This is a genomic window from Acetobacter sp. DmW_043, from assembly GCF_002153485.1.
Taxonomy (GTDB): Bacteria; Pseudomonadota; Alphaproteobacteria; order Acetobacterales; family Acetobacteraceae; genus Acetobacter; species Acetobacter thailandicus.
The window spans coordinates 154,538-176,906 of sequence record NZ_JOMN01000008.1 but is presented as its reverse complement, the minus strand read 5'-3'; the positions used below and the strand labels follow the sequence as shown (position 1 = coordinate 176,906).

Annotated in this window: 20 protein-coding genes and 1 tRNA gene; 14 read left to right on the top strand and 7 right to left on the bottom strand. The window is 51.5% G+C overall.

Going from position 1 to position 22,369, the window contains the following annotated elements; translation table 11 throughout:
* Positions 1–116: 116 nt before the first annotated feature.
* Both hemN and HK11_RS02995 read right to left on the bottom strand, forming a co-directional pair.
* On the bottom strand, positions 117–1,499 hold the full coding sequence (gene hemN, locus HK11_RS03000) for an oxygen-independent coproporphyrinogen III oxidase (protein WP_086553852.1): 1,383 nt from the start codon (positions 1,497–1,499) through the stop codon (positions 117–119).
* Positions 1,500–1,504: 5 nt separating this feature from the next.
* Positions 1,505–2,332 (bottom strand): OmpW family protein, encoded by an 828-nt coding sequence (locus HK11_RS02995; protein ID WP_086553851.1) that lies wholly within the window; start codon positions 2,330–2,332, stop codon positions 1,505–1,507.
* Between the two features lie 262 nt (positions 2,333–2,594).
* On the opposite strand from HK11_RS02995, the gene HK11_RS02990 reads away from it, so the two are divergent.
* On the top strand, positions 2,595–3,362 hold the full coding sequence (locus HK11_RS02990; RefSeq protein WP_233133282.1) for a Crp/Fnr family transcriptional regulator: 768 nt from the start codon (positions 2,595–2,597) through the stop codon (positions 3,360–3,362).
* Here HK11_RS02990 and HK11_RS02985 read toward each other — a convergent pair.
* From HK11_RS02985 to HK11_RS02965, 5 genes are all read right to left on the bottom strand, one after another.
* Entirely contained in the window at positions 3,342–4,883 is a 1,542-nt protein-coding gene (locus HK11_RS02985) for an efflux transporter outer membrane subunit (RefSeq protein ID WP_233133281.1), read from the bottom strand. The genes HK11_RS02990 and HK11_RS02985 overlap by 21 nt on opposite strands.
* Positions 4,880–7,969 (bottom strand): efflux RND transporter permease subunit, encoded by a 3,090-nt coding sequence (locus HK11_RS02980; protein WP_086553850.1) that lies wholly within the window; start codon positions 7,967–7,969, stop codon positions 4,880–4,882. Before HK11_RS02980 ends, HK11_RS02985 begins: the two co-directional genes overlap by 4 nt.
* Positions 7,962–9,014 (bottom strand): efflux RND transporter periplasmic adaptor subunit, encoded by a 1,053-nt coding sequence (locus HK11_RS02975; RefSeq protein WP_233133280.1) that lies wholly within the window; start codon positions 9,012–9,014, stop codon positions 7,962–7,964. Before HK11_RS02975 ends, HK11_RS02980 begins: the two co-directional genes overlap by 8 nt.
* A 322-nt stretch (positions 9,015–9,336) precedes the next feature.
* Positions 9,337–10,905: a Do family serine endopeptidase gene (locus tag HK11_RS02970; protein ID WP_086553848.1), complete on the bottom strand. Its 1,569-nt coding sequence runs from the start codon at positions 10,903–10,905 to the stop codon at positions 9,337–9,339.
* Between the two features lie 192 nt (positions 10,906–11,097).
* On the bottom strand, positions 11,098–11,532 hold the full coding sequence (locus HK11_RS02965) for a nucleoside deaminase (RefSeq protein WP_086553872.1): 435 nt from the start codon (positions 11,530–11,532) through the stop codon (positions 11,098–11,100).
* A 246-nt stretch (positions 11,533–11,778) separates the two neighbouring features.
* Between HK11_RS02965 and HK11_RS12685 the strand changes: the two genes are divergently transcribed.
* The 13 genes from HK11_RS12685 to HK11_RS02905 all read left to right on the top strand — a co-directional run bounded on the left by HK11_RS12685 (position 11,779) and on the right by HK11_RS02905 (position 22,349).
* The gene (locus HK11_RS12685; protein WP_255375959.1) at positions 11,779–11,913 is read left to right on the top strand and encodes a hypothetical protein; all 135 of its coding nucleotides are present in this window, start codon (positions 11,779–11,781) and stop codon (positions 11,911–11,913) included.
* A gap of 400 nt (positions 11,914–12,313) precedes the next feature.
* Positions 12,314–13,240: an aromatic amino acid DMT transporter YddG gene (yddG, locus tag HK11_RS02960; protein ID WP_086553847.1), complete on the top strand. Its 927-nt coding sequence runs from the start codon at positions 12,314–12,316 to the stop codon at positions 13,238–13,240.
* A gap of 127 nt (positions 13,241–13,367) precedes the next feature.
* A complete protein-coding gene (locus HK11_RS02955; RefSeq protein ID WP_086553846.1) occupies positions 13,368–14,138 on the top strand; it encodes a pseudouridine synthase in 771 nt (256 codons plus the stop codon).
* A gap of 2 nt (positions 14,139–14,140) precedes the next feature.
* Positions 14,141–14,740: a 16S rRNA (guanine(966)-N(2))-methyltransferase RsmD gene (gene rsmD, locus HK11_RS02950; protein ID WP_086553845.1), complete on the top strand. Its 600-nt coding sequence runs from the start codon at positions 14,141–14,143 to the stop codon at positions 14,738–14,740.
* Positions 14,741–14,857: 117 nt separating this feature from the next.
* Positions 14,858–15,394: a single-stranded DNA-binding protein gene (gene ssb / locus HK11_RS02945; RefSeq protein WP_086553844.1), complete on the top strand. Its 537-nt coding sequence runs from the start codon at positions 14,858–14,860 to the stop codon at positions 15,392–15,394.
* A 53-nt stretch (positions 15,395–15,447) separates the two neighbouring features.
* Positions 15,448–16,755, top strand: coding sequence for an O-antigen ligase (locus tag HK11_RS02940; protein ID WP_086553843.1), 1,308 nt, complete (start codon positions 15,448–15,450; stop codon positions 16,753–16,755).
* A 178-nt stretch (positions 16,756–16,933) separates the two neighbouring features.
* Positions 16,934–17,347 (top strand): RNA polymerase-binding protein DksA, encoded by a 414-nt coding sequence (gene dksA / locus HK11_RS02935; RefSeq protein ID WP_086553842.1) that lies wholly within the window; start codon positions 16,934–16,936, stop codon positions 17,345–17,347.
* A gap of 66 nt (positions 17,348–17,413) precedes the next feature.
* Positions 17,414–17,488 (top strand) — tRNA-Thr (locus tag HK11_RS02930).
* A gap of 284 nt (positions 17,489–17,772) precedes the next feature.
* A complete protein-coding gene (gene rfbB, locus HK11_RS02925; RefSeq protein ID WP_086553841.1) occupies positions 17,773–18,828 on the top strand; it encodes a dTDP-glucose 4,6-dehydratase in 1,056 nt (351 codons plus the stop codon).
* 23 nt (positions 18,829–18,851) lie between these two features.
* A complete protein-coding gene (rfbA, locus tag HK11_RS02920) occupies positions 18,852–19,733 on the top strand; it encodes a glucose-1-phosphate thymidylyltransferase RfbA (RefSeq protein WP_173559278.1) in 882 nt (293 codons plus the stop codon).
* Positions 19,734–19,776: 43 nt separating this feature from the next.
* On the top strand, positions 19,777–20,334 hold the full coding sequence (gene rfbC, locus HK11_RS02915) for a dTDP-4-dehydrorhamnose 3,5-epimerase (protein WP_086553839.1): 558 nt from the start codon (positions 19,777–19,779) through the stop codon (positions 20,332–20,334).
* An 11-nt stretch (positions 20,335–20,345) separates the two neighbouring features.
* Positions 20,346–21,245 carry a dTDP-4-dehydrorhamnose reductase gene (gene rfbD / locus HK11_RS02910; RefSeq protein ID WP_086553838.1) on the top strand — a complete coding sequence of 300 codons (900 nt, stop codon included), beginning with the start codon at positions 20,346–20,348 and terminating at the stop codon, positions 21,243–21,245.
* 96 nt (positions 21,246–21,341) lie between these two features.
* Positions 21,342–22,349, top strand: coding sequence for a glycosyltransferase family 2 protein (locus HK11_RS02905; RefSeq protein ID WP_086553871.1), 1,008 nt, complete (start codon positions 21,342–21,344; stop codon positions 22,347–22,349).
* Positions 22,350–22,369 lie beyond the last annotated feature (20 nt).

The following is a 22,369-nucleotide window of genomic DNA, read 5'->3' as shown; positions in this document are numbered from 1 at the left end:
ACACAACACAGCATCACGATAACAAAAACGGCAGCAAAAGGCAGCCATCCGGTGCAAAGTGGGACAAAATTTCTGTGCAATCAACACATGTCAGGGGCAGATATCAAATAAAAAGTTCAGATCGCGTATGAAAATCGAGGAGATGAGGCCTGCACAGCCCCGGCAGATGGCAGGTTCTGACGTCGTGCATCAAACACTGCGGCAATGTTACGCAAAAACGGACGCCCCTTGCCCGTCACCTGTATTATGCTGCCCTCACACAATACCAGGCCATCCTTAACCATCGGAGCAAGTGCTGCCACTTCAGCAGAAAAATATTCAGAATTTAAGCCGGATGTCGCCAGGTCAACCTGCATATCACACATCAGCCGCTCAATCAGGTAACCACGCAGACGGTCATCTGATGTCCGCTCAACCCCTCTGACCACAGGCAGTACAGTAGCATTTTCTGAAAGCGCACGAGCATAAGCCGCCGCTGAGGTTATATTCTGTACGTAACCATCAGGCAGCATCGAAATTGCTGAGGCACCAACGCCAATAAGAGCTTCAGCCGAGTCGACGGTATAGCCCTGAAAATTACGACGCAAAGTGCCGGACTGAGCAGACTTTACCAGAGCATCTTCTGGCAAGGCATAATGATCAAGACCAACGGGCACATAACCCGCTTCGCAAAGCACCTCATCCATCACTGCACGCTGCGCCAGCCGCTCCTGCGCTCCTGGCAGACTTTCCTCTGCTATCAGGGTCTGGCGTTTTTGTTTCCACGGCACATGAGCATAACCAAACACAGCAAGACGGTCGGGTCGTAGCGTAACAATGCGCCTGACCGTTTCAGCCACTCCCTCCTGCGTCTGAAACGGCAGACCATAAATCAGATCAATATTCACGCCCTGCACACCGGCCTGACGCACGGCAGAAACACAGGCTTCAGTCTGCTCAAAACTCTGAATACGCCCGCAGGCCTGCTGCACCTTTTCGTTCAGGTCCTGCACACCGATACTGATACGGGTAAACCCAAGCTCACCCAGCAGGGCAGGATAACCCTGCGGCACATGGCGTGGATCAAGCTCCATAGATAGCTCAGCACCATCCTCAACCCGACATGAAGCCAGAATATCTGACATAATCAGACGCAAAGTCGCGGGTGGCAGTGTAGAGGGTGTTCCCCCGCCAAACTGAATATGCCGGACACTATGCTGCGTACCCACAAGAGCAATGATACGCGAAAACTCTTCAGTCAGCAGATTGCCATACGCTGCGCGTCCGCTTTCCTGCCGCATGACTGAGGTATTACAGCCACAAAAACGGCAAAGCTCATCACAAAACGGCACATGAAAATAAAAAGAAAGGGGCGCAGCTTCAGGCAGCTGCTTCAGCCAGACTTCAGCCTGGTCAGGCCCGACAGCTTCAGTAAAGCTGACTGCTGTCGGATAGCTGGTATAGCGGGGTAAATTCCCGCTATATCGTGCAATCAGCTCAGTAACAGAGGTGACTGCCATAAGGATCAGAACCGGTAAGCAATACCTGCTGACACAACGGTTGGGTCAAGCGAGTCATGCGCACGCACACGAATGGTTTCTGGTGTGTTCTGCACCCATGCATGCATACGCACAAACATCTGCTTAACATCGGCGTTAAAGAACCAGTTACCCACCAGCTGATAGTCAAAACCGACATTAACAGAAGGACCCCCGGTAAAACCGGCATTAAGTTTGTTCAGCCCCAGAAAAGCGTTCTGGTTACCCTTCATGTTATGAAACCACATTGCCGTAACACCAACACCGGCATAAGGGTTGAAACGCTTATGGGGACGGAAATGCCATGCGAATGTCAGCGTAGGAGGCAGAACCCAGGCTTTACCCACACTAAGACTGTGCGGACCACCCAGGGCTGGCAGATCGCTGCCGACAGCTGACACTTTATGGCGCGTGCTGGTTGCAATGAGGTCAACAGACAGGTTGTCGGTAATAAAATACTCAAACGTCAGCTCAGGCATTGCTGCGTTTGTCGTAGAAATATGCGTATGGCTCAGCGGGGTATGACGGCTGAAGCCACCACCCGTAATAGAGACATTACTGTCACGATCCTGTGGCAGAACACCAACACCGGACAGGCGGATCATGAAATCACCCGCACCCAGACCAATTTTTGTGCTGGCGCAGGTCTGAAACAAACCACAATGCTCATGAGAACGGGGTACGGCAGGAAGTGTGCTCACAACAGGAGCATTAACATACTGCGCATTAGCAGAAGCCGCCTTAGCGCCTGCTGCGCCGGAAAACGCTGCCACACCGGCAATCATTGCGGTAAATAAAGAACGAATCTTAATCATGGCTATTATACGTTTCCCTGAAATGCGCTACGTGATGGTCTGCTACAATCACGCATCAAATCTCCACACCTTGATACAGATCAAAATTATGCCATAATCCATATGTTGATTCAGGGAGTGTGATTTAGAAGTCACAGTTTTCTGGTTTTTTACTAAAAGTTAATAGTTTCATTAGAGTTTTCTACAATAATGGCTTTATTCCTCTGTTACTCTTTAAGAAAGTATTAACATTTCTGAGTGCATTTGATCGGGTAGATTTCTGATGGCATCTTACATTCATCCGTTTACCCCGGCGTTACAGCCTCTGAGCTCTCTCACGCCTGATGTTACACCTCAGAAATGTATGATGTGCCAGACACGCCAGCACAGTGTTTGTATCACAGCGAGCGAAAACACACCTGCGGCTTTTGCCGATGCTTCACAAAAACTGAGCCTCCCTCCCGGAATGACACTGATCGAGGAAGGCAGTACACCATTAGCCTCTTTCAATATCGTTTCGGGTACAATCAGGCTGTTCAAATCCCTGCCCGATGGAAGACGCCAGATTATTGGCTTCGCAGACGCAGGGCATTTTCTCGACCTGACATCCTCCGATATTTGCAACTTTGGGGCCGAAACCATTGATACGGTGGAAGTCTGCCGTTTTTTCCACCCACAACTTGACCATCTGCTGGCCAGCCACCCGGCCTTCAAACATCAGCTGATGAACCGCCTCACTCTCAGACTGGCCGAGGCACAGGAGCAAATGCTGCTACTGGGGCGAAAAACTGCACGCGAAAAAATTTCAACTTTTTTGCTGTCACGTATCCTCCATCAGCACAGCACTGCTGACACAACAATAATCCCGGTGTCACTTCCAATGAACCGTTCAGACATTGCTGACTATCTGGGGCTGACTATCGAAACTGTAAGCCGTACGCTAAGCAACCTGCGGCGCGAGAAAATCATTGCTGTCACCTCACACCACAGTATCAATATTCTGGCTCCGGACACACTCAGAAAACTGGCCTCAGGGCAGGAGCACGGATAGGCCTTTATCAGGATGCCAGGATGGATGATGCGGAGCATCAGACTCGTGATTATTCCACCAGCCGCCACCCAGAGCCTGAAAAAGAGCGACTGTATCGGACAACCTGTCAGCACGTGACTGCGCCAGAGCCAGCTCTGTCTCCAGATGAGCCTGCTGGGCATTCAGCAGCACGATCTGACTGATAGCACCATATTTGTACTGTGCCAGTGAGATTTTAAGACTTTCACCAGCCGCAGTGGCTGCCTCAGCATTATCTGCCAGTGTTGTGGCATCAAGGCGTAAGGCCGTGAAAGTGTCAGCAACATCCTGCAGCGCGGTGATCAGGGTGGAACGGTACTCTGACGCCGCCTGGTCATAAGCCGCCCGGGCTGCATTTTCCTGGTGCCTGAGCAAACCTGCATCAAACAGTGGTTGCGTTACCATAGCGGCAATCTGCCACTGACCATATCCGGGAGCGGCCATTTTCGCGATAGAGGCCGCCGCAAACCCGGGCGTTGCTCCCAGCTCGATATTAGGCAGACGATTGGCCACAGCAACACCAACCTGCGCGCAGGCTGCATGCCAGTTGTCCTGTGCTGTACGAATGTCCGGGCGCTGCTCAATAAGACGAGCCGGTACACTCACCGGCAGGTCTGCAGGCAATGTCAACTCATCAAAAGTAAATTCAGGCTGAGGCACATCCGGTGAATCACCCACAAGCGCTGCTATCAGATGCTTTTGCTGCTCAAGCTGCTTTTGTAACGGGGCCAGTGTCGCCTCGTTCTGAGCCAGAGCCGTATGCTGCAATGCGACATCATTACGTGAGAACTCGCCGGCTTTTTCCTGCATGCGAGCCGATTCTAACAAATCACGCTGGAGCGTGACGAGCGAACGGGTCGTCTCAATCTGAGCTTTGATCGCAGCATAATCAATCGCGGCCTGAACGACCGAAGAGGTCAGTGTCAGATACACAGCACGAAGCTGATCACGCTGTGCATTACGCAGTGCTTTAGCTGCCTCTGCCCCACGACGTACCCCACCCCAGAAATCGGGCACATAAGAGATATTCAGCTGAGCTGTATGAACCGTATAAAGCCACGAGTTATTATTAGGGACCGGTGAGTACGTGCGCGACGTTTTGTTCCGTGTCGGGTTAAAACTACCAGAAATGCTGGGATAAAATGCACTTTGCTGCGCCAGCTTATTTTGCTGTGCCGCTGAGAGCGCATCACGTGCAGACTCAAGTGACGGATTATTATCAAGCGCTTTCTGCACCAGTGCATTCAGTGCTTCAGAGTGAAAAAGCCGCCACCATTGTGCGGGAATATCCTGCCCGACATGAAAAACCTGCCCGACACCCTGCCTGCCACTGGCAGCCTGCTCTGCCTCCCCCGTGACACCTGCCACGTGTGAAGAGCGCCCTGCCTGACCATACTGCTCGCCAGCCGGTGCCATGGGTTTTCTGAAATCAGGCCCGACGGCGCACCCGGCCTGAAGCAAAACGCTTAGTGCGCATCCTGTCATAAAAAAACGGCGCATCATGCAGCAGGCTCATTTTCAGGGGCCCGTTTTTCATACCAGGCCTCTAGTTTGTAATAAAATGTAGGCAGAATAAACAGGGTCAGTAATGTCGCAATGCCAAGTCCGCCCACGACGACTGTTGCAAGGCCGCGCTGCACATCTGTGCCAATGCCGGTAGCAACCGCTGCCGGCAACATGCCTGCACTGGCAACCGTCGCTGTCATCAGCACCGGCCTGAACCGCTCCCCTGCCCCGTCAAGCACAGCATTGTATAACGTAGCCCCCTCACGACGATGCCGGTTGATGTTAGAGACCATGATAATACCGTTCTGCACAGCAACACCAAATAACGCAATAAACCCGACCGCTGTTGCTACATTCAATGTTTCACCCCGCAGCTGCAAAGCCACAAGCCCACCCAGCAGCGCCAGCGGCACAACAGCAAGCACCAGTGCAGCCTGACGGAATTTACGAAACTCACCAAATAAGAGCACCAGCATAATCGCCAGCATAATCGCAACAGCAACAACCAGACGAGACGCAGCACGCTGAGCCTGTTCAAACTCACCTGCCCACTCAAGCCGGTAAAAGCTCGGGTCAAAATGCACCTGACCTGCAATACGTGCCTGCGCATCTGCCATATATTCAGAAAGCGGGCGTTTACCATTATCCACGCGCAGAGTGATCTGTCGCTGTGTCATCTCGTGGGAAATTGTGCCTTCACCTGTTTTCAAGGCAATAGAAGCCACCATTTCAAGCGGCACCAGCGCGCCATTGTCAGCCATAAGCGGCAAATGGCCTAAAGAACGCAGGTTACTGACATCAGCATGCGGGATCTGAACTGTGACATCATACGTTCTGTCGGCAATATAAATCTGCGAAACGGCAGAGCCGCCAATCGTGCTGCCAACCAGCGTCATAATATCAGAAACTGAAATACCATAACGGGCTGCCGCACGCCGGTTTGCCGTAATATTCAGCTGGGGAATTTCAGGTTCCTGAAAAATCGAAGCTTCTTTTGTGCCAGGAACCTGTTTAAGAACCGCGACAATCTGCTTACCAATATTGCGCAGCTCACGCAGGTCATGGCCATAAACACGCAAAACCAGTGCAGAATGGGCCCCTCCGGCCTGATCATTCATACCGTCGGCAATTGGCTGGCTTATACCAAACTCTATACCAGGAATAGTGTTCAGCTTATCACGTAGTTTGCTGATGAACTGCGCTTTGGTCTCCCCTTTCGGCCAGGCGCTATATGGTTTCAGCCCGATAGGCACCTCAATATGAGAGGGGGTCCAGGCATCTGTGCCGGAATCATTGCGCCCCAGCTGCGTAACAACGTAAGAAGGCTCAGAAAAAGACATAACGGCTTTACGCACTTCATCTGCCATATCGCTTGCCTTCTGGAGCGACAGCCCTGAAGGCAACTGCACCTGAAGCCACAAAGCACCTTCATCCATATCTGGCAAAAATTCGCGCCCGGTATACATACCAAGCACCACAACAAGACCAAAAGCTGAAAATGCGCTGCAATAAGCTATAGCAGGGCGTTTCATGCTATGCGCCAGGCCTGCCCGAAACCAGCAATGGAGTTTCTCAAGCGGTTTATTGTGGAAAATACGATGCGGCTTGCGCATGGCAATAAAGGCCAGAGAAGGCGTCAGCACAATCGCGCAAAGCAATGCACCCAGCAAAGCAAAGCTGACAGTATATGCCATTGGCCTGAACAGACGCCCTTCAGCCCCGACAAAAGCAAATAAGGGGCTGTAAGCCACAATGATAATCAGTGTCGCGAAAACAATGGCGCGCCCGACATGCCCTGTTAACCCCTGCACATCCTGCAAGGTCATTGTATGATCAGGCCGGGCTTCCCTCAGACATAAAATCGCTTCAGTTACAACAATTGCCCCGTCGACAATAACGCCGAAATCAATCGCCCCCAGTGAAAAAAGGTTGGCAGGCATATTCAGCAAACCCATCACGACAAAAACAAACGCGAGCGCAAGCGGAATTGTAACCGCTGCAACAATCGCACTGCGCGGGCTGCCAAGAAACAAAATAAGAATAACAAAAACCAGCCCGACCCCTTCGAGCACCGTGTGAGTAACCTTCTCAGTCGTGGCACTCACCAGGTTATCACGATCAAGATAGGGGACTATGCGGATACCCTGCGGATCAAGCTGCTTTTGCAGCTCCTGCACACGGGTATGCAGCAATGCAAGAACGTGCGACGCATTCTCGCCCGATACCATCGACACAATGCCTTCAATAGTATCAGAGTTAGAATTTTTACCCAGAATACCCTCACGCACCTGGTGACCCAGCTGCAGCCGCCCGAGCTCACGCAGGAACACAGGCACACCATCATGCTGTGTAACGGGAATATCACCCATCTCATCAAGAGTGTGGATCATACCAACGCCCCTGACGATATAAGACTGCTCCCCTCGTGTTACACGCCCGCCACCAGCATTGATACTGCTGTTACGAATCGCATCCAGCACAGTATTAATACCAATGTGAAAGCGGTACAGCGCATGCGGATCAAGGCGCAGCTCATACTCCCGGGTAAAGCCACCAAAATTGGTAACATCGGCAACACCCTGTATTTTCTGAAGAGCAGGAATAACAAACCAGTTCTGCACTTCTGAGAGCTGCATCAGGTTTTTTCTGTCAGACTCAAGCGTATAACGATAAATCTCACCAGAGGGGCTCGTAACCGGCCCCATACTTGCCGTTACACCCGCCGGAAGGTTAACCTGTGCCAGCTGCTCAGTAACACGCTGACGGGCGGCATAAACATCCATGCCGTCCTTAAAAATCAGGTTAATCAGTGAGAGGCCAAACGTGCTGCTTGAGCGCCCGCTCACCAGACCTGGCGTTGCCGACAACTGCCGCTCGAGCGGAACGGTAATCTGCTGCTCTACCTCCTCAGCTGCCAGCCCGGGACTTTGTGTACTGATCTGAACAGAAACAGCCCCAAGATCCGGATAGGCTTCTACAGGCAGGTTTTTCCATGCCATACCTCCCCACAGAGCCAGAAGTGCCATTGCAAAAAAGACAATACGACGCTCGCGCAGACAGGCAGCGATAATTTTTTCAATCATCGTTCAGCAGCACCCCGCCACGAACAATAATGCGCTCCCCAATCCTGAGCCCGGAGAGAACCTGTGTATTCTCACCCTCATCATAAGAAATCGTAATGACCCGGCGCTGAAAAACCCAGGGAGCCGTTTCGACAAATACTGTAACGGTATCATTATTCATCAGCAGAGCTGACTGAGGAACCATCAGCCCTACCGGCTGTTTGATCTGAATAGCCACTGAGGCAAACATGTTCGGCTTCAGATCTTCATCAGGATTGGCAAGCACAATCATAGCCTGCAGCCTGCGGGTATCGGCATGAAAATCCGGCTCGACAGATGAAACCTGCGCCGGAATTGCAATACCTTCACGTGCAGGTAAGCTCACGACCACCGATTGCCCGACCTGAACATCGTTACCATCAACCTCGGCGATATTAGCAACGACCCAGACCTCTGACAGATCCTCCATCACCAGCAGCGGTGCAGTCATATCTGTAATATTAACACCAGGTGCGGCTGAAAGGCTGGCAATGACACCACTTGCCGGAGCACGCAAAACCAGCACGCCACCTTCACCGCCATATTTGTCAGTTAAGGAAAGCAAACGCAGCCTGGCACGCTCTTCTTCAGCCTCAGCATCCAGCAGGGCCGCATGAGCAGCCTCGACATCTTTTGTGGCAGCACCGCCGGCCTTTCTGACCTCCTGAGCACGCACCATTGCACTGCGCGCCATCAGTAAGCCAGCTTCAGCTTTTTCCTGATCTGTCACTGCCTGAGCCATATCGCCCGACATAATACGAACCAGCTCCTGCCCGCGTACAACATGCTGACCAGGTGTGGCCGACACCGATAAAATACGTCCTGTTACCGGTGGAAGAAGAGGAAAAATACGCCTTGGTTCAGCAGCGATATTACCTGGCACAGTCAGTGTGTCGCGTGGCATTCCGACCTGAACAGCAGCCACCTGTATCTGAGAGCGCAGAGGCGAAGCCTCAGGTACACTCAGCATACCATCCTTACCGGCAACAAAGCCTGACGCAGCCTGCGCTGAGGAAGCATACAACATCAGAGAAACGGCCGTATAACAAAGAGCTCTGGTCACAGACCTGAAAACAAAAGACATCATTCTACTTCTTACCGGCCTTCTCACACCAGGCACTGCACGATACTCACCCTGCCCCGGCCTTCATACCAGAGAAAGAAACGGTATAAACTACCATAAGCAGGAATAACACGCCTGCTACATCATTATGATATTCTTTTCCTGACAGGCGCGTTTTCTCTACCCTGCAAATAAGGCTTATATTCGACCAGCAAAACATCATAAAAAAACGCCAGCCCGAAGGCTGACGCTCCTTTTTGAAAAAACGACCAGAAAACCGCCAGTGTCAGTTATCGTCATCATCACCGTTATCTGACGAACTGCTGTCATCACCATCAGCTGAGATAGCAACAAACAGCGACTGGCCATCACGCAAAATACGCAGCAGAACAGGCTTCTTCGCACCAAGAGCTGAGCGTACTGCCGTCACGACAGCCCGCGGCGTATCAACAGCCTTTCCACCGACAGACTGAATAATGTCCCCCGGAGCCACACCAGCCATGCTGGCCGCTGACCCTGGCTGTACATCTTTTACAACAACCCCTTTAACACCATCGCCCACACCAAGCTGACGACGAATGTCACCAGTCAGCGGCGTCAGTGCCACACCAAGATGAGGTCCTGGCGCAGAACCACTGATACCACTGTCATTTGACGCACTGGCAAGGTTACCAATGGTGACCGTTGCTGTTGCAGGTTTACCTGCACGCACATACTCAACTGCGACCTTTTCCCCCGGTGCGATAGAAGCAACGCGCACAGCCAGGTCATGGGGTGTTGCGACCTTCTGACCATTAAATTTAACAATGACATCTTCAGGCTTCAGGCCGGCTTTCTCTGCCGGGCTGTCTGAGCTGACACTCGCAATAAGAGCACCCGCTGGCGCAGCACCATCAGCAGCGGGTGGCAGACCAAGCGCTTTAACCATCGCCGGAGAAACATTCTGCGCGTTCACACCCAGGTAGCCACGCACAACATGACCGGTTTTACGCAGCTGATCCGTTACACTTCTGACCGTATCAGACGGAATAGCAAAACCAATACCAATGGACCCGCCACCCGATGGAGAAAGAATCGCCGTATTTACCCCGACAACTTTACCATCCTGCGTAAACAGCGGTCCACCTGAGTTGCCGCGGTTAATCGGGGCATCAACCTGGATAAAATTATCGTAAGGGCCCTCGTTAATATCCCGGCCACGCGCTGAAACAATACCCGCTGTTACCGTACCACCGAGCCCGTAAGGGTTGCCAACGGCAACAACCCACTGACCTGGCTGCACATCATCAGAGTTCCCCAGTTCAATAAAAGGCAGCTTCTGCGATGACGTAATTTTCAGCAAAGCAATATCTGTTTTACCGTCACGGCCAACAATCTTCGCAGGAAGAGTCGTGCCGTCATCAAGCGTAACCTTAACCTTCGTCGCCCCTTTAACGACGTGGTTGTTCGTCACCACATACCCATCGGGCGAAATAAGGAAGCCTGAACCTCGTGCTTCAATCAACTGACGGCTGTTCTGAGGCGCCATCTGGAACGGAAATGGAAACGGGAATGGCATGCCACCACCGCCCATACCGCCACCTTCTTCAGCGGCAGCATCAGCCTTAATGGTAGAGGTAATGGAAACAACAGCAGGTTTGACCTGTTTTACCAGATGCACAAAATCAGGGATTTTCTGATCAGGGCTGCTCGGCGTAATAAGCCCTCCCTGAACAGTTTGCGCATAGGCTGCATTATGTGCAGCCAGCCCGAAACCAGCGCCAGCATCGGTCACCAGTGCGACCCCAGCCATAAGAGTTAAAAGATGCTTGCGGCGAAACCGCCCGAAAAATTTTGATGCAGATTTTTCCGACATTATGTTTCTGACTGTCCTTTACATGGCCCGGGCCTGCGTCTGCCACCCGAACGCGATCTTCAACACTCAGCCCGGCCTGACCTTGCTGTCACGCAGAACTATCCGATTCTCGCAGGCAAGAGCCTGTCATTGCAAAAAGGTAATTCCCTGCACAAAGAAACTCTGCACACCAAAAGATATCTGGACTCAGCTTTACCTTCGCAAGGTCTGAAAAAAAATTTTAAGCATTTCAGCACACTCCTGCTCTCTGACACCGCCAACAACCTCGGGTTTATGCAACGTCTCAGCCCGGTAAGGCAGACGCGGGCCATGCTCAACCCCGCCACCTTTGCTGTCATAGGCACCAAAAACGACCCGCCCGATTCTGAAGTGCGCAAAAGCGGCGGCACACATCGGGCAAGGTTCAAGTGTTACCACAAGTGTACAATCTGACAGCCTGCGACCGCCACGCTTTTGCACAGCTTCACGCATTGCCAGCATTTCAGCGTGAGCCGAAGGGTCATGCCAGGCTTCAACGCAATTACGCGCCTGCCCGATCACTGTACCATCAGCAGAAAAAACAACAGCACCAACAGGGACTTCGCCCGCGGCTGCGGCTTCATGCGCCAGCATAACAGCGCGCTCCATCGCATCAGCCGTAATATCTTTCGGCAAAATGTCTCCTTACGCCTGTTGCTGCCAGCGAGTATGGCTGTCAAATTATGACAACAATAAGGCAATATTTTCCTTGCATCTGCCTTGCTTCTTCTGTCATCCTGCTATGCAGATACCGTAACTCAATGTTGAGCTGATACCTGAGCATCCGGCCACTCTTACAGGCTGGAAACTGAGAATATCTGGCAAAACAAGCCGACCGTGAAAGGGGTCTTCCTCATGCATAGTCTTACTCTCGTTCTTACTGCAGCAGCTTTAGGCCTGAGCCTTTCTATTGCTCATGATACCAAAAAAGATCACTGGGTCAGTCCGATCACAACACGATCTGTCAGTATTTTTCTCGCGGGAAACTAATTTCCTGTATCAGGGCTAATAACAGAATCTGCTACTCTGAAGCGGCGTAATATAAAGGCACTGTACGCCAGCTGAATAATGCGTGTTGCCACAGACACTGCAATAATATTGTCAGAGCTTCTGCTCCCGTAACATTATACCTGAGCATATCAGACAGGTTTTTGCATTGCCGTGTGCTATAAACCAGGGGTTACATCCCTTTTAAATCTACAAAAATACTTGAATTATTCACCAGAGTAAAAATTAATTTCGATATTAAAACAATAAAAAACCACATCATCAAAAATAAAATTGAGAACAATACTTATACAGATACAATAAAAATCTATTGCATCCCACAACAGAAACCAGCATATACCCCATCTTTTCACTGACCGCCGCATGGTCATGGAGTGTGGTTATGTCTGTTCAGACATCCGGGCAGTTACCCCGTCATACAATCGAACTCCCAACGCTGACTGGCGTAAGTGCTGTCTTTATGTGGAGCGCTACTGTTGGCCTGTATCGTGGCATTTCTGAAGCCTTTGGGGCTGTTGGTGGCTCAGCGCTGATCTTCACAGTCAGTGCTGTTATTGCTGTGCTCTGTACCGGCCCGTCTGCCTTTAGCGCACTCTCAAAACGCTATCTTATTATCGGCGGCGGACTGTTTATCACCTATGAAACAGCTCTTGCACTGGCCATTGGCTATGCCACGACCCGTCAGCAGGCCCTTGAAGTCGGCACGGTGAATTATCTGTGGCCTTCCTTTACAATCGCTCTGGCTGTATGGCTGGGCTACCAGCGCGCTGACTGGCGTATGATCCCGGGTCTGCTGCTCAGCCTTACAGGTATTCTGTGGGTGTCATCGGGTGACAGAGGCATTTCATTCACACATATCATTCATAATATCGGCACAAACCCGGTCGCTTACGGGCTGGCACTTATCGCAGCCACAGCCTGGCCAGTGTACACTATAATAACACGCGCCATATCTGAGGGTAAAAACGGCGTGCCTGTCTTTCTGACACTGACAGCCATCGTATTATGGATCAAATATTTCAGCACCAGCCAGCCGCCCCTGCATTTTAATTTTAACGGTGCCATTATGGTGCTTACCTTTGGTGTACTAACAACACTTGCCTACTCAGCCTGGAACTATGGCGTAATGCACGGCAACCTGACCCTTATGGCAACGGCGTCTTACTTCTCACCAGTGCTTTCTGTACTCATGACAAGCCTGCTGCTGCACATGATGCCTGGTCATACTTTCTGGCTTGGTTCACTGCTGGTCACAGCAGGCTCTCTGATCTGCTGGCTTTCAACGCACCAGACTTCAGTTGCGGCCTGAAAAAGCTGAAAAACCTTAAAAAGAAGCATATTATCGGTTGTATAGAGAGTGCAAAACGTCTCTGATTCTGGCATATCTTTTCTATCATAATTTTTGATGATGATGTCCAGACGGCAGGAGCAGCACGGTGACAGAAGAAGAACGCGGAGAGCGCATTGCAAAATGGCTGAGCAGATCAGGTATTGCCAGCCGCCGCGATGCAGAACAGATTATCGCTCAGGGGCGCGTCAAACTAAACGGTCAACCGGTTACACACCCAGCCACTTTCGTCCGGAAACATGACCTGGTGCAACTCGATAATGCACCTGTTGCAGAACCAGAGCGCACACGCATGTGGCGCTACCACAAACCCGACGGGCTTATGACCACTCATAAAGACCCGGAAGGCCGCAAGACTGTTTTTGAGTCACTGCCTGAAGGTATGCCCCGCGTTATCAGCATTGGTCGCCTTGACCTCAACAGCGAAGGGCTGCTTTTGCTGACAAATGACGGTGAACTGGCACGTCGCCTCGAACTCCCCTCCAATGGGTGGATCAGACGCTACCGGGTACGGGTCTTTGGCGTGGTTGATGAGGCCCGGCTGGCACAGCTGGCAGAAGGCAGCGTCTTTGAAGGTGTCAAATATGGCCCTATTGATGCACAGCTCGATTCTAAAAAAGGCGATAATGCCTGGCTCACGGTCTCTCTGCGCGAGGGCAAAAATCGTGAAGTGAGAAAAGTCATGATGGGTCTTAACCTGCATGTCAGCCGCCTGATTCGCACAAATTACGGACCTTTTCAGCTTGGCACACTCCTGCGGGGAGAACTGGAAGAAGTGCAAAGCCGCATTATCCGTGACCAGCTTCCCGCTGCGCCGACAGCCAAACCTACTACACGCAAACCACGTACAGGCAACTAAACGTGCGAATTATAGCAGGCATACGCAAAGGGCGGCAGCTGACAGCGCCAGCCGGCACAACCACCCGACCCACGGCAGACCGGGTCAGGCAGGCTTTGTTTGACATGCTGGTGCATGCGCCATGGGGTGGCGCCGGGTTACTCAGCGAAGCCTGTGTACTCGACGCTTTTGCCGGAACAGGTGCGCTCGCGCTTGAAGCCCTTTCACGCGGGGCAGCAAGCGCCTGTTTTTTCGAAACAGATCGTCCCGCACTGGCGGCACTACGCAAAAACATTGCTGACTGTAACTGGCAGGAGCGCTGCACCGTGCTGGCAAAGGATGTCACCAGCCCGACAAAAGCAAGAAAACCCTGCTCTTTGCTTTTTATTGACCCACCCTACCGACAGGGGCTGCCAGCACGCGCGCTTGCTGCTCTGTCAAAAGGCGGATGGATTACTCCGGGAGCTATAGCTGTTATTGAAACAGCGGATAATGAACCTCTTCCGCTCACAGACCCTGCGCATCCTGCACCACAAAGCGAACCAGAACAGGTGGCCTTCAACGGAACCCTGCTGGCAGAACGCAAACATGGGGCTGCCCGCCTCTCTGTCTGGCAGCTGTAATATCTGCCAGGGCGCAGGTCTTTCTCTTCTTCCACTCACCGTGAGGGGTAGAAGAAAAAGACGGAGTGCGCTACACGAGGCAGACATTTTTCTTTTTACAACTTCACGAGGTCACTGATGGCTGGCAGCGTCAATAAAGTTACTCTGGTTGGCAATCTGGGCAAAGACCCGGAAGTACGCACAAGCCAGAACGGCATGAAAATTGTGTCGTTTTCTCTGGCAACAAGTGACACATGGAATGATCGTCAGTCAGGTGAGCGACGTGAGCGTACCGAGTGGCACCGTGTTGTCATTTTCAACGAACGTCTGGCTGATGTTGCAGAACGCTTTTTGCGCAAAGGTCGTAAAGTTTACCTTGAAGGCACCCTGCAAACCCGCAAATGGACCGGCCAGGACGGTCAGGAACGCTACACAACAGAGGTTGTAATTGAGCGTTTCCGTGGCGAACTGGTACTGATCGACAGCCGCGCAGGCGGTGATGATGATGACGGCTCATCTCAGGGCGGTGGTTACGGTTATGACCGTGGTGGCAACAGCGGCGGGTATTCAGCCCCACGCCAGAATAACCCGGCCCCACGCCAGAACACCCCTGCACAGGGTGGATGGGATGCCCCCGGCGGCAACAATGACCTGGATGATGAAATCCCGTTCTGATTCTCAGCTCTCTCTGTTCAGTATAACGCGCAGCTTTTTTTAAAGTACAGAACATGCCCCTTACAAAGTTGCAGCATTCACAGCTGCCTGCCTGGCTGACAACAGGGGGCACCCTGTGCATTATGATGCTGCCTTTGTTTATGTTCTACAGCCGCGCGCTCAGCGATATTACTGCCACCACACTTGGCTGTTTCTTTCTGCTGCATTGTGCAATTACCCGCCACTGGCGCTGGCTGCAAAGCCCATGGGTCACGCCGGCAGCGGCACTCTGTGTACTGAGCCTGATTTCTTCTCTGCATGTTCATGAAAGAGGTGCTCTGGCTCAGGCCCTGTGTCTGCCACGCCTTTTTCTGATCACTGCAGCAGCGCAAAACTGGATCCTGACACAAAATAAACGGCGACTTGTGCTGGGTGGTATCCTGTTTGTTCTGGCACTCTGGCTCATAAGTCAGTGCTGGGAGCAGTATTTTACCGGCGTCAATCTCACCGGCTCACACCCCTGGGTGGATGGTTCCCTCACCGGACCTTTTTACAAACCCCGTGCCAGCTTTATGTTTCTGATGCTGTTCTTCCCGGGCATTATGCCCGTTGTTATTACCTCTCTGCGCAGCAAAAAACCTTTACTATGGTGCTGCGGCCTCGGGCTGCTTCTACTCTCTGTGGTCACAATGATTCTGATAGGCCAGCGCATGGGCACCGTGCTGATGCTGTTCGGGCTGTTTTTGACCGCGCTACTTATCAGGCAGTTCCGCTGGCCTTTCGTTATTACAGGCGTCTGTGCTGCTATTGTACTGGCTTTGCTTCCGGTTATCTCACCGGCAACATACGCAAAACTTGTCATAAAATTTTCTGACCAGCTCAGACATTTCTCAACAAGCGATTATGGACAGCTTTTTAAAAAAGCAACGATTATGACGCTGAATCATCCGGCTCTGGGCCTGGGGATGGATGGTTTTCGTCATTTTTGCCACGAAAGCATGCATTCCTCTTTTCCTAAAGCCTTTAACCTGCCAGCGCTTGAAAGCCCCGCAGGCGCAGGGTGCAATATTCACCCTCACAATTACTATCTGCAGGTTTCAACAACAGCTGGCCTTCCCGGTCTGCTGGCTTTCTGCCTCATGGTCGTGTGCTGGCTTAAAGCCGGTGCACGAGGTTTGCTAAGCACCCCTTATGCTCAGCATACTATGCTTTTCGTCGTATGCTGCGTCGTGCTCTGGCCTGTCACTTCAACAAGTGCCTTATTTACCTTCCCGACGGCCGGATGGATTTTTCTGTTTGCAGGGTGGATGATGGCCGCCAGCGCTGCATATCCTGGCTCTGCCGGTTTTTCTGAGCGTACCACACGAGAAAAATATAATTAAAATATCGGAAACACCGAACTCTGGTACTGGCCTGAAATTACTTCTCCTGTGATCACAATTCACAGAAAAAATATATTTTTTAAATGAAAATTATAGAATGCACTTGGCTTCCTGCGAGAGCGCCGCTATAAGCCGCGCATTCTTTCAGGGCAGCTACCTGTCATTGCAAAGGCTGACAATGATCACTCTACCTCATGACTACCGACCCTCTGAAGATGAGGAGTTCATGAACCCTCTTCAGACCGAATATTTCAGACAAAAACTCACCAGATGGCGCGCAGACCTTCTCAAGGAGGCCGGAGACACTCTTGCCAGCCTGTCTGAAGGCGGCATTCATGAAGCGGATATTACCGACCGCGCCAGTGTTGAAGCTGACCGTGCACTTGAGCTGCGTACGCGTGACAGAGCCCGCAAACTCATTGGTAAAATCAACCTTGCTCTGCAGCGCGTTGAAAATGGCAGCTATGGCTATTGCGAAGAAACAGGCGAACCGATTTCGCTCCGCCGTCTCGAAGCCCGCCCCATAGCGACCCTCTCAATTGAGGCGCAGGAGCAGCACGAACGCATGGAAAAAATACACCGCGACGATTAATTTCTGGTTTTTAGCGAAATTCAGGCTTGCGATAAGCAGCGCAAAACGCTAGAAACCGGCCAGAGCGCTGCTGTAGCTCAGTGGTAGAGCACTCCCTTGGTAAGGGAGAGGTCGCGAGTTCAATCCTCGCCAGCAGCACCAGGTCATTATTTACCAAAAAATTATAGTATTATGAAATTTTCCATAAATTTCTGAGATACCTGCTTCTGTTTCTTTAAAAAATTACATCCGTTTCTTTGCGACAGACTATTACATACGCTCTGCACTACCTGAAAAATAAAAAATAAAATTATAATCAGCCCTGTATATCGCAAAATATTAGCCCCGAATATTTTTACATTCTGGCCCCCCCCGCTCTTATACGCTATAAGACAAAGTCTAAATTACTATGGTTGATTACCAATAATTTACTTAACGGGGTGTCGATGCGAATCTTACTAACAGGCGGATGCGGGTTTATCGGGTCAGCAGTTATTCGTCACATAATGCGTGCCACTCAGCACTCTGTTCTCAATGTTGACTGCATGACCTATGCAGCGTCAGCCGAAACAATAGAAAATGCGGCGTCAACCGGACGCTATGAGTTCGCTCAGGTCAATATTACCGACACCGCAGCGCTCAACACCCTGTTTGAAAAATTTCGTCCTGATGCTGTTATGCATCTGGCAGCAGAAAGCCATGTTGACCGTTCAATCGACGGGCCTGGCGTTTTTATTCAGACCAACGTCGTTGGCACATATTCTCTGCTTGAAGCCGCCAGAAAATACTGGTCTTCGCTCGATAAACAGGATCGCGAGACCTTCCGTTTTCATCATATTTCAACAGATGAAGTCTTTGGCGCACTCGAAGCAAACGATCCGCCCTTCACTGAAACAACCCCTTATGACCCACGCAGTCCCTACTCGGCCAGCAAAGCCTCCTCTGACCATCTGGTAAGAGCGTGGTATCATACCTACGGTCTGCCAACCTTTGTCTCAAATACGACAAATAACTACGGCATATGGCATTTCCCTGAAAAACTCATTCCACTGATCACCATCAATGCCTTTGAGGGCAAAGAGCTGCCGGTTTACGGCAAAGGTGACAATGTGCGTGACTGGCTGTTTGTCGAAGACCACGCCGAGGCCCTGGTCAAAGCCGTTGAAAAAGGTAAACCTGGCGAGACTTATGCTATCGGTGCCCGCCAGCCCCGCACGAACCTTGATGTTGTGACAACTATCTGTTCTGTACTCGATGAGCTGGTACCAGATGCACAGGGTCCGCGTGAGCGGCTTATTCGCTACGTTAGCGACCGGCCCGGCCATGATTTCCGTTATGAAATTGACCCCTCCCACGCAGAACGCGCGCTCGGCTGGAAGGCAAAACACGACTTCGAAACGGGTATCCGCCTCACCATTGAATGGTATCTGAACAACAAAACCTGGTGGGAAGGTATTCGTGCCCGCCGCTATACAGGCAACCGCCTGGGGACTTCTGCATAATGACCACGAGTTCAGTAAAGCCTATGAAAGGCATTCTTCTCGCCGGGGGGTCAGGCACACGCCTGCACCCCATGACACTGGCTGCCAGCAAGCAGCTGCTGCCGGTTTATGACAAACCTATGGTCTATTACCCCCTGTCTACGCTGATGCTGGCCGGGATCCGGGATATTATGATCATCAGCACACCGGCTGATCTTCCGCAGTTTAAACGCCTGCTGGGTGATGGATCCCAGTATGGTGTGCGCTTTGAATATCGCGTTCAGCCCTCACCTGATGGCATTCCTCAGGCCTTCCTGATTGCTGAAGACTGGATTGATGGTGCTCCATGCGCTCTGGCGCTCGGTGACAACCTGATTTTTGCCGATCATCTCAGCCTGTCTCTGCAGCACGCTGCAAAACGCTCAAGCGGTGCAACCGTTTTTGCTTACCAGGTTCGGGACCCTGAACGATATGGTGTGGTCAGCTTTAATGAGCAGGGTAAAGCCCTGACGGTTGTTGAAAAACCAACGGACCCTGCTTCGAACTGGGCTATTACCGGCCTCTATTTCTATGATCACCGGGTGGTCGACTTTGCAAAAAAAGTCAAACCTTCTCCGCGTGGCGAACTCGAAATTACCGATCTCAACCGTCTCTACCTTGACGAAGGCACCCTGCAGGTTGAACGTCTTGGCCGCGGCTGTGCGTGGCTTGATGCCGGTCTGCCTGACAGCCTGATGGAAGCCGGGCAGTTTGTTCACACCATTCAGGCCCGCCAGGGTATGCTGGTTGGCTCCCCCGGGGAGGTAGCCTATCGTATGGGTTACATTAACGCAGACCAGCTGCGGGCACATGCGCAGCGTATGATTAAAACAGAGCTGGGCCGGCTTCTCATGCAACTGGCTGACACAGTCCCGGATCAATCCTGATAACTCGCGCCCTTACATATCTTTTTAACAGGACCTTGAGTGTATGAAAGCCGAACGTCTCGCTATTCCTGATGTTATCCTTGTCACACCACCACGCTTTGGTGATAACCGGGGTTTCTTCTCAGAAACATACAACATCAACCACATGAAAAATGCAGGCATCACGCAGCCCTTCGTGCAGGATAACCAAAGTCTGTCACGCCAGAAGGGTGTTATTCGCGGCCTTCATTGCCAGCTCGCTCCACACGAACAGGGTAAGCTGGTACGCTGCACCAAAGGTGCAATATGGGATGTCGCGGTTGATGCCCGTGTTGGCTCGCCAACTTATGGCAAATGGGTCAGTGCTGAACTCTCTGAAGACAACTGGTCTCAGCTCTGGGTTCCACCGGGCTTTCTGCATGGCTTCTGCACACTGACTGAAGATGCTGAAGTGCAGTATAAATGTACAGGCCTGTATGACAAAGCTTCTGAGCGCGCCGTTATCTGGAACAGCGCTGAACTGGCTATCGACTGGCCTGTCAAAGCAGAAGATGCCGTTTTGTCAGAAAAAGACCTTCTGGCACCTGAGTTTTCAGCCGCTAAGGGCTGGTTTCATATCTGAGGAGTAATCTGGTGGATATTCTGCTGCAAAACGGTGGCCCCATTCTGGTAACGGGTGGCACCGGCCAGCTGGCCACATCTCTGGTTAATCTCGGTGGGTCACGTATCCACCGTACAGGCCGCCCTGACTTTGACTTTGACCACCCGGAAACGCTCGCCAGCACGCTCGAACGCGTTAAGCCTGTTGCTGTGGTTAATGCTGCTGCCTGGACAGCTGTTGACCTGGCTGAGAGTGAAAGTAAAGCCGCAGCCCGGGCCAACACCAGCGGACCGGCAGAGCTTGCACGCCTGTGTGCCGAGCGGAATATTCCACTAATACACGTTTCAACTGATTACGTTTTCTCAGGTGAAAAAGGCCAGCCTTACACCGAGTCTGACCCTGTTTCTCCTCAGACAGTCTATGGCAGCACTAAAGCCGAAGGCGAAAAGCTGGCTTTAGCAGCCAACCCGAAAACTCTTATTTTTCGCACCTCATGGGTTTACTCAGCTCATGGCAAAAACTTTGTGCGCACCATGATCAATGCCGGCGCTAAAAACCCGGCTCTGAAAGTTGTCGGCGACCAGAAAGGAAACCCGACCAGTTCTGATGATCTGGCAGGCGCTATTCTGGCAACACTCGCTGTTATTGAAAAAGATGGCTGGAAAGATGAATTTGCAGGCATTTACCATGTATGCGGTACGGGTGACACAACGTGGCACGGCCTTGCTGTAGCAACATTGCAGGAAGCTGCACACTACGGTCAGAAAAGCCCGGAAGTTACCGCTATTCGCACTGAGGACTGGCCAACTCCTGCCAAAAGACCTGCTGATTCCCGAATGGATAACAGTAAATTAGAGCAAGTATTCGGTATCAAAATGCCTCACTGGGAAAAAAGTATTAAACAAATTGTAAAGAAAATTTTTGCACAATAGCGCCAACGCTGTAAAAGGAGGGCGTAACACGACCCTGTGATGAGGTCTGTGTTATCCCATCCAACAGAAAAAAACAGAGGTTTGTACGTGCAGAAAATGCGTCAGGGTAATGACACAGAGTTCTTTTCTGCGCGACCAGACCCTTCAGATATTATTTTTATCCTGCTCTCCGTTTATAATGGCGAGCAGTATCTGAAAGAGCAGCTTGCCTCGCTCGAAAACCAGTCCTGCACATCATGGGTATTGTTATGGCGCGATGATGGCTCAACAGATGCCACCCGCCAGCTGATGGAAAATTTCACACTTAAGCATGGCCCCGAACGCTGCGTTCTTCTGTCGCAGGATAACGGTAAGCATATTGGCATATGCAATTCCTATACGATGCTTTTATCGGCAGTTCCTTCTGGTGCCTATATCGCCTTCTGTGATCAGGACGATATCTGGCTGCCTGAAAAACTTGCAACCGGCCTGAAGGCCCTGAAAAGCACCCGGAAAGACAGGCCCGCACTCTATTGTTGTCGCCAGATTCTGACAGACAGCCATCTGCGCTACACGGGTCTCTCTCCCGCCTTGCCACAACATCCCCGCTTTCTCTCTGCGATGACACAAAATATTGCCACAGGCTGTAGCATCATGCTCTCACCTGCTGCCTGTACATTGCTTAAGGCTGCAAGTCCGCCTTTCTCACACATTCTGCATGACTGGTGGGCGTATCTGCTCACCAGTGCTGCCGGTGGCGTCATTATAACCGATAACCAGCCTCATCTGCTCTATCGTCAGCACAGCAGCAACGCAGTTGGTGCACCGGCCTTATTTTTTAAAAGAGCACTGGCAGCGATCAAACGCGGACCAAACGTGTTCATGAGGATTTTTCACAGCAATACAGAAGCTCTTCTGAGGCACAAACACTTTGTTACGGCAAAAAACACTGCCAGCCTTGAGGCCCTCCGGAAAAGCCTGCGCCCTGGACTGAGAGGGATACTGGCCCGATTCTCTGTATTATGTCGTATGAGCGGGCTACGACGCCATACTCTGCCTGAGCACCTCATATTTTGTTTGTGGTTTTTAATCGGACCTCATAAAAAACTGCCTAAAAAGAGATAATAAAGGTCCTTAGACCTTAT

Excerpts from the sequence above, each read along its gene's own strand:
- hemN (WP_086553852.1), bottom strand. The coding sequence starts at position 1,499 with ATGGCAGTCACCTCTGTTACTGAGCTGATTGCACGATATAGCGGGAAT.
- HK11_RS02995 (WP_086553851.1), bottom strand. The coding sequence starts at position 2,332 with ATGATTAAGATTCGTTCTTTATTTACCGCAATGATTGCCGGTGTGGCA.
- HK11_RS02990 (WP_233133282.1), top strand. The coding sequence starts at position 2,595 with ATGGCATCTTACATTCATCCGTTTACCCCGGCGTTACAGCCTCTGAGC.
- HK11_RS02985 (WP_233133281.1), bottom strand. The coding sequence starts at position 4,883 with ATGATGCGCCGTTTTTTTATGACAGGATGCGCACTAAGCGTTTTGCTT.
- HK11_RS02980 (WP_086553850.1), bottom strand. The coding sequence starts at position 7,969 with ATGATTGAAAAAATTATCGCTGCCTGTCTGCGCGAGCGTCGTATTGTC.
- HK11_RS02975 (WP_233133280.1), bottom strand. The coding sequence starts at position 9,014 with ATGTTGTATGCTTCCTCAGCGCAGGCTGCGTCAGGCTTTGTTGCCGGT.
- HK11_RS02970 (WP_086553848.1), bottom strand. The coding sequence starts at position 10,905 with ATGTCGGAAAAATCTGCATCAAAATTTTTCGGGCGGTTTCGCCGCAAG.
- HK11_RS02965 (WP_086553872.1), bottom strand. The coding sequence starts at position 11,532 with ATGGAGCGCGCTGTTATGCTGGCGCATGAAGCCGCAGCCGCGGGCGAA.
- HK11_RS12685 (WP_255375959.1), top strand. The coding sequence starts at position 11,779 with ATGCATAGTCTTACTCTCGTTCTTACTGCAGCAGCTTTAGGCCTGAGC.
- yddG (WP_086553847.1), top strand. The coding sequence starts at position 12,314 with ATGTCTGTTCAGACATCCGGGCAGTTACCCCGTCATACAATCGAACTC.
- ssb (WP_086553844.1), top strand. The coding sequence starts at position 14,858 with ATGGCTGGCAGCGTCAATAAAGTTACTCTGGTTGGCAATCTGGGCAAA.
- HK11_RS02940 (WP_086553843.1), top strand. The coding sequence starts at position 15,448 with ATGCCCCTTACAAAGTTGCAGCATTCACAGCTGCCTGCCTGGCTGACA.
- dksA (WP_086553842.1), top strand. The coding sequence starts at position 16,934 with ATGATCACTCTACCTCATGACTACCGACCCTCTGAAGATGAGGAGTTC.
- rfbB (WP_086553841.1), top strand. The coding sequence starts at position 17,773 with ATGCGAATCTTACTAACAGGCGGATGCGGGTTTATCGGGTCAGCAGTT.
- rfbA (WP_173559278.1), top strand. The coding sequence starts at position 18,852 with ATGAAAGGCATTCTTCTCGCCGGGGGGTCAGGCACACGCCTGCACCCC.
- rfbC (WP_086553839.1), top strand. The coding sequence starts at position 19,777 with ATGAAAGCCGAACGTCTCGCTATTCCTGATGTTATCCTTGTCACACCA.
- HK11_RS02905 (WP_086553871.1), top strand. The coding sequence starts at position 21,342 with ATGCGTCAGGGTAATGACACAGAGTTCTTTTCTGCGCGACCAGACCCT.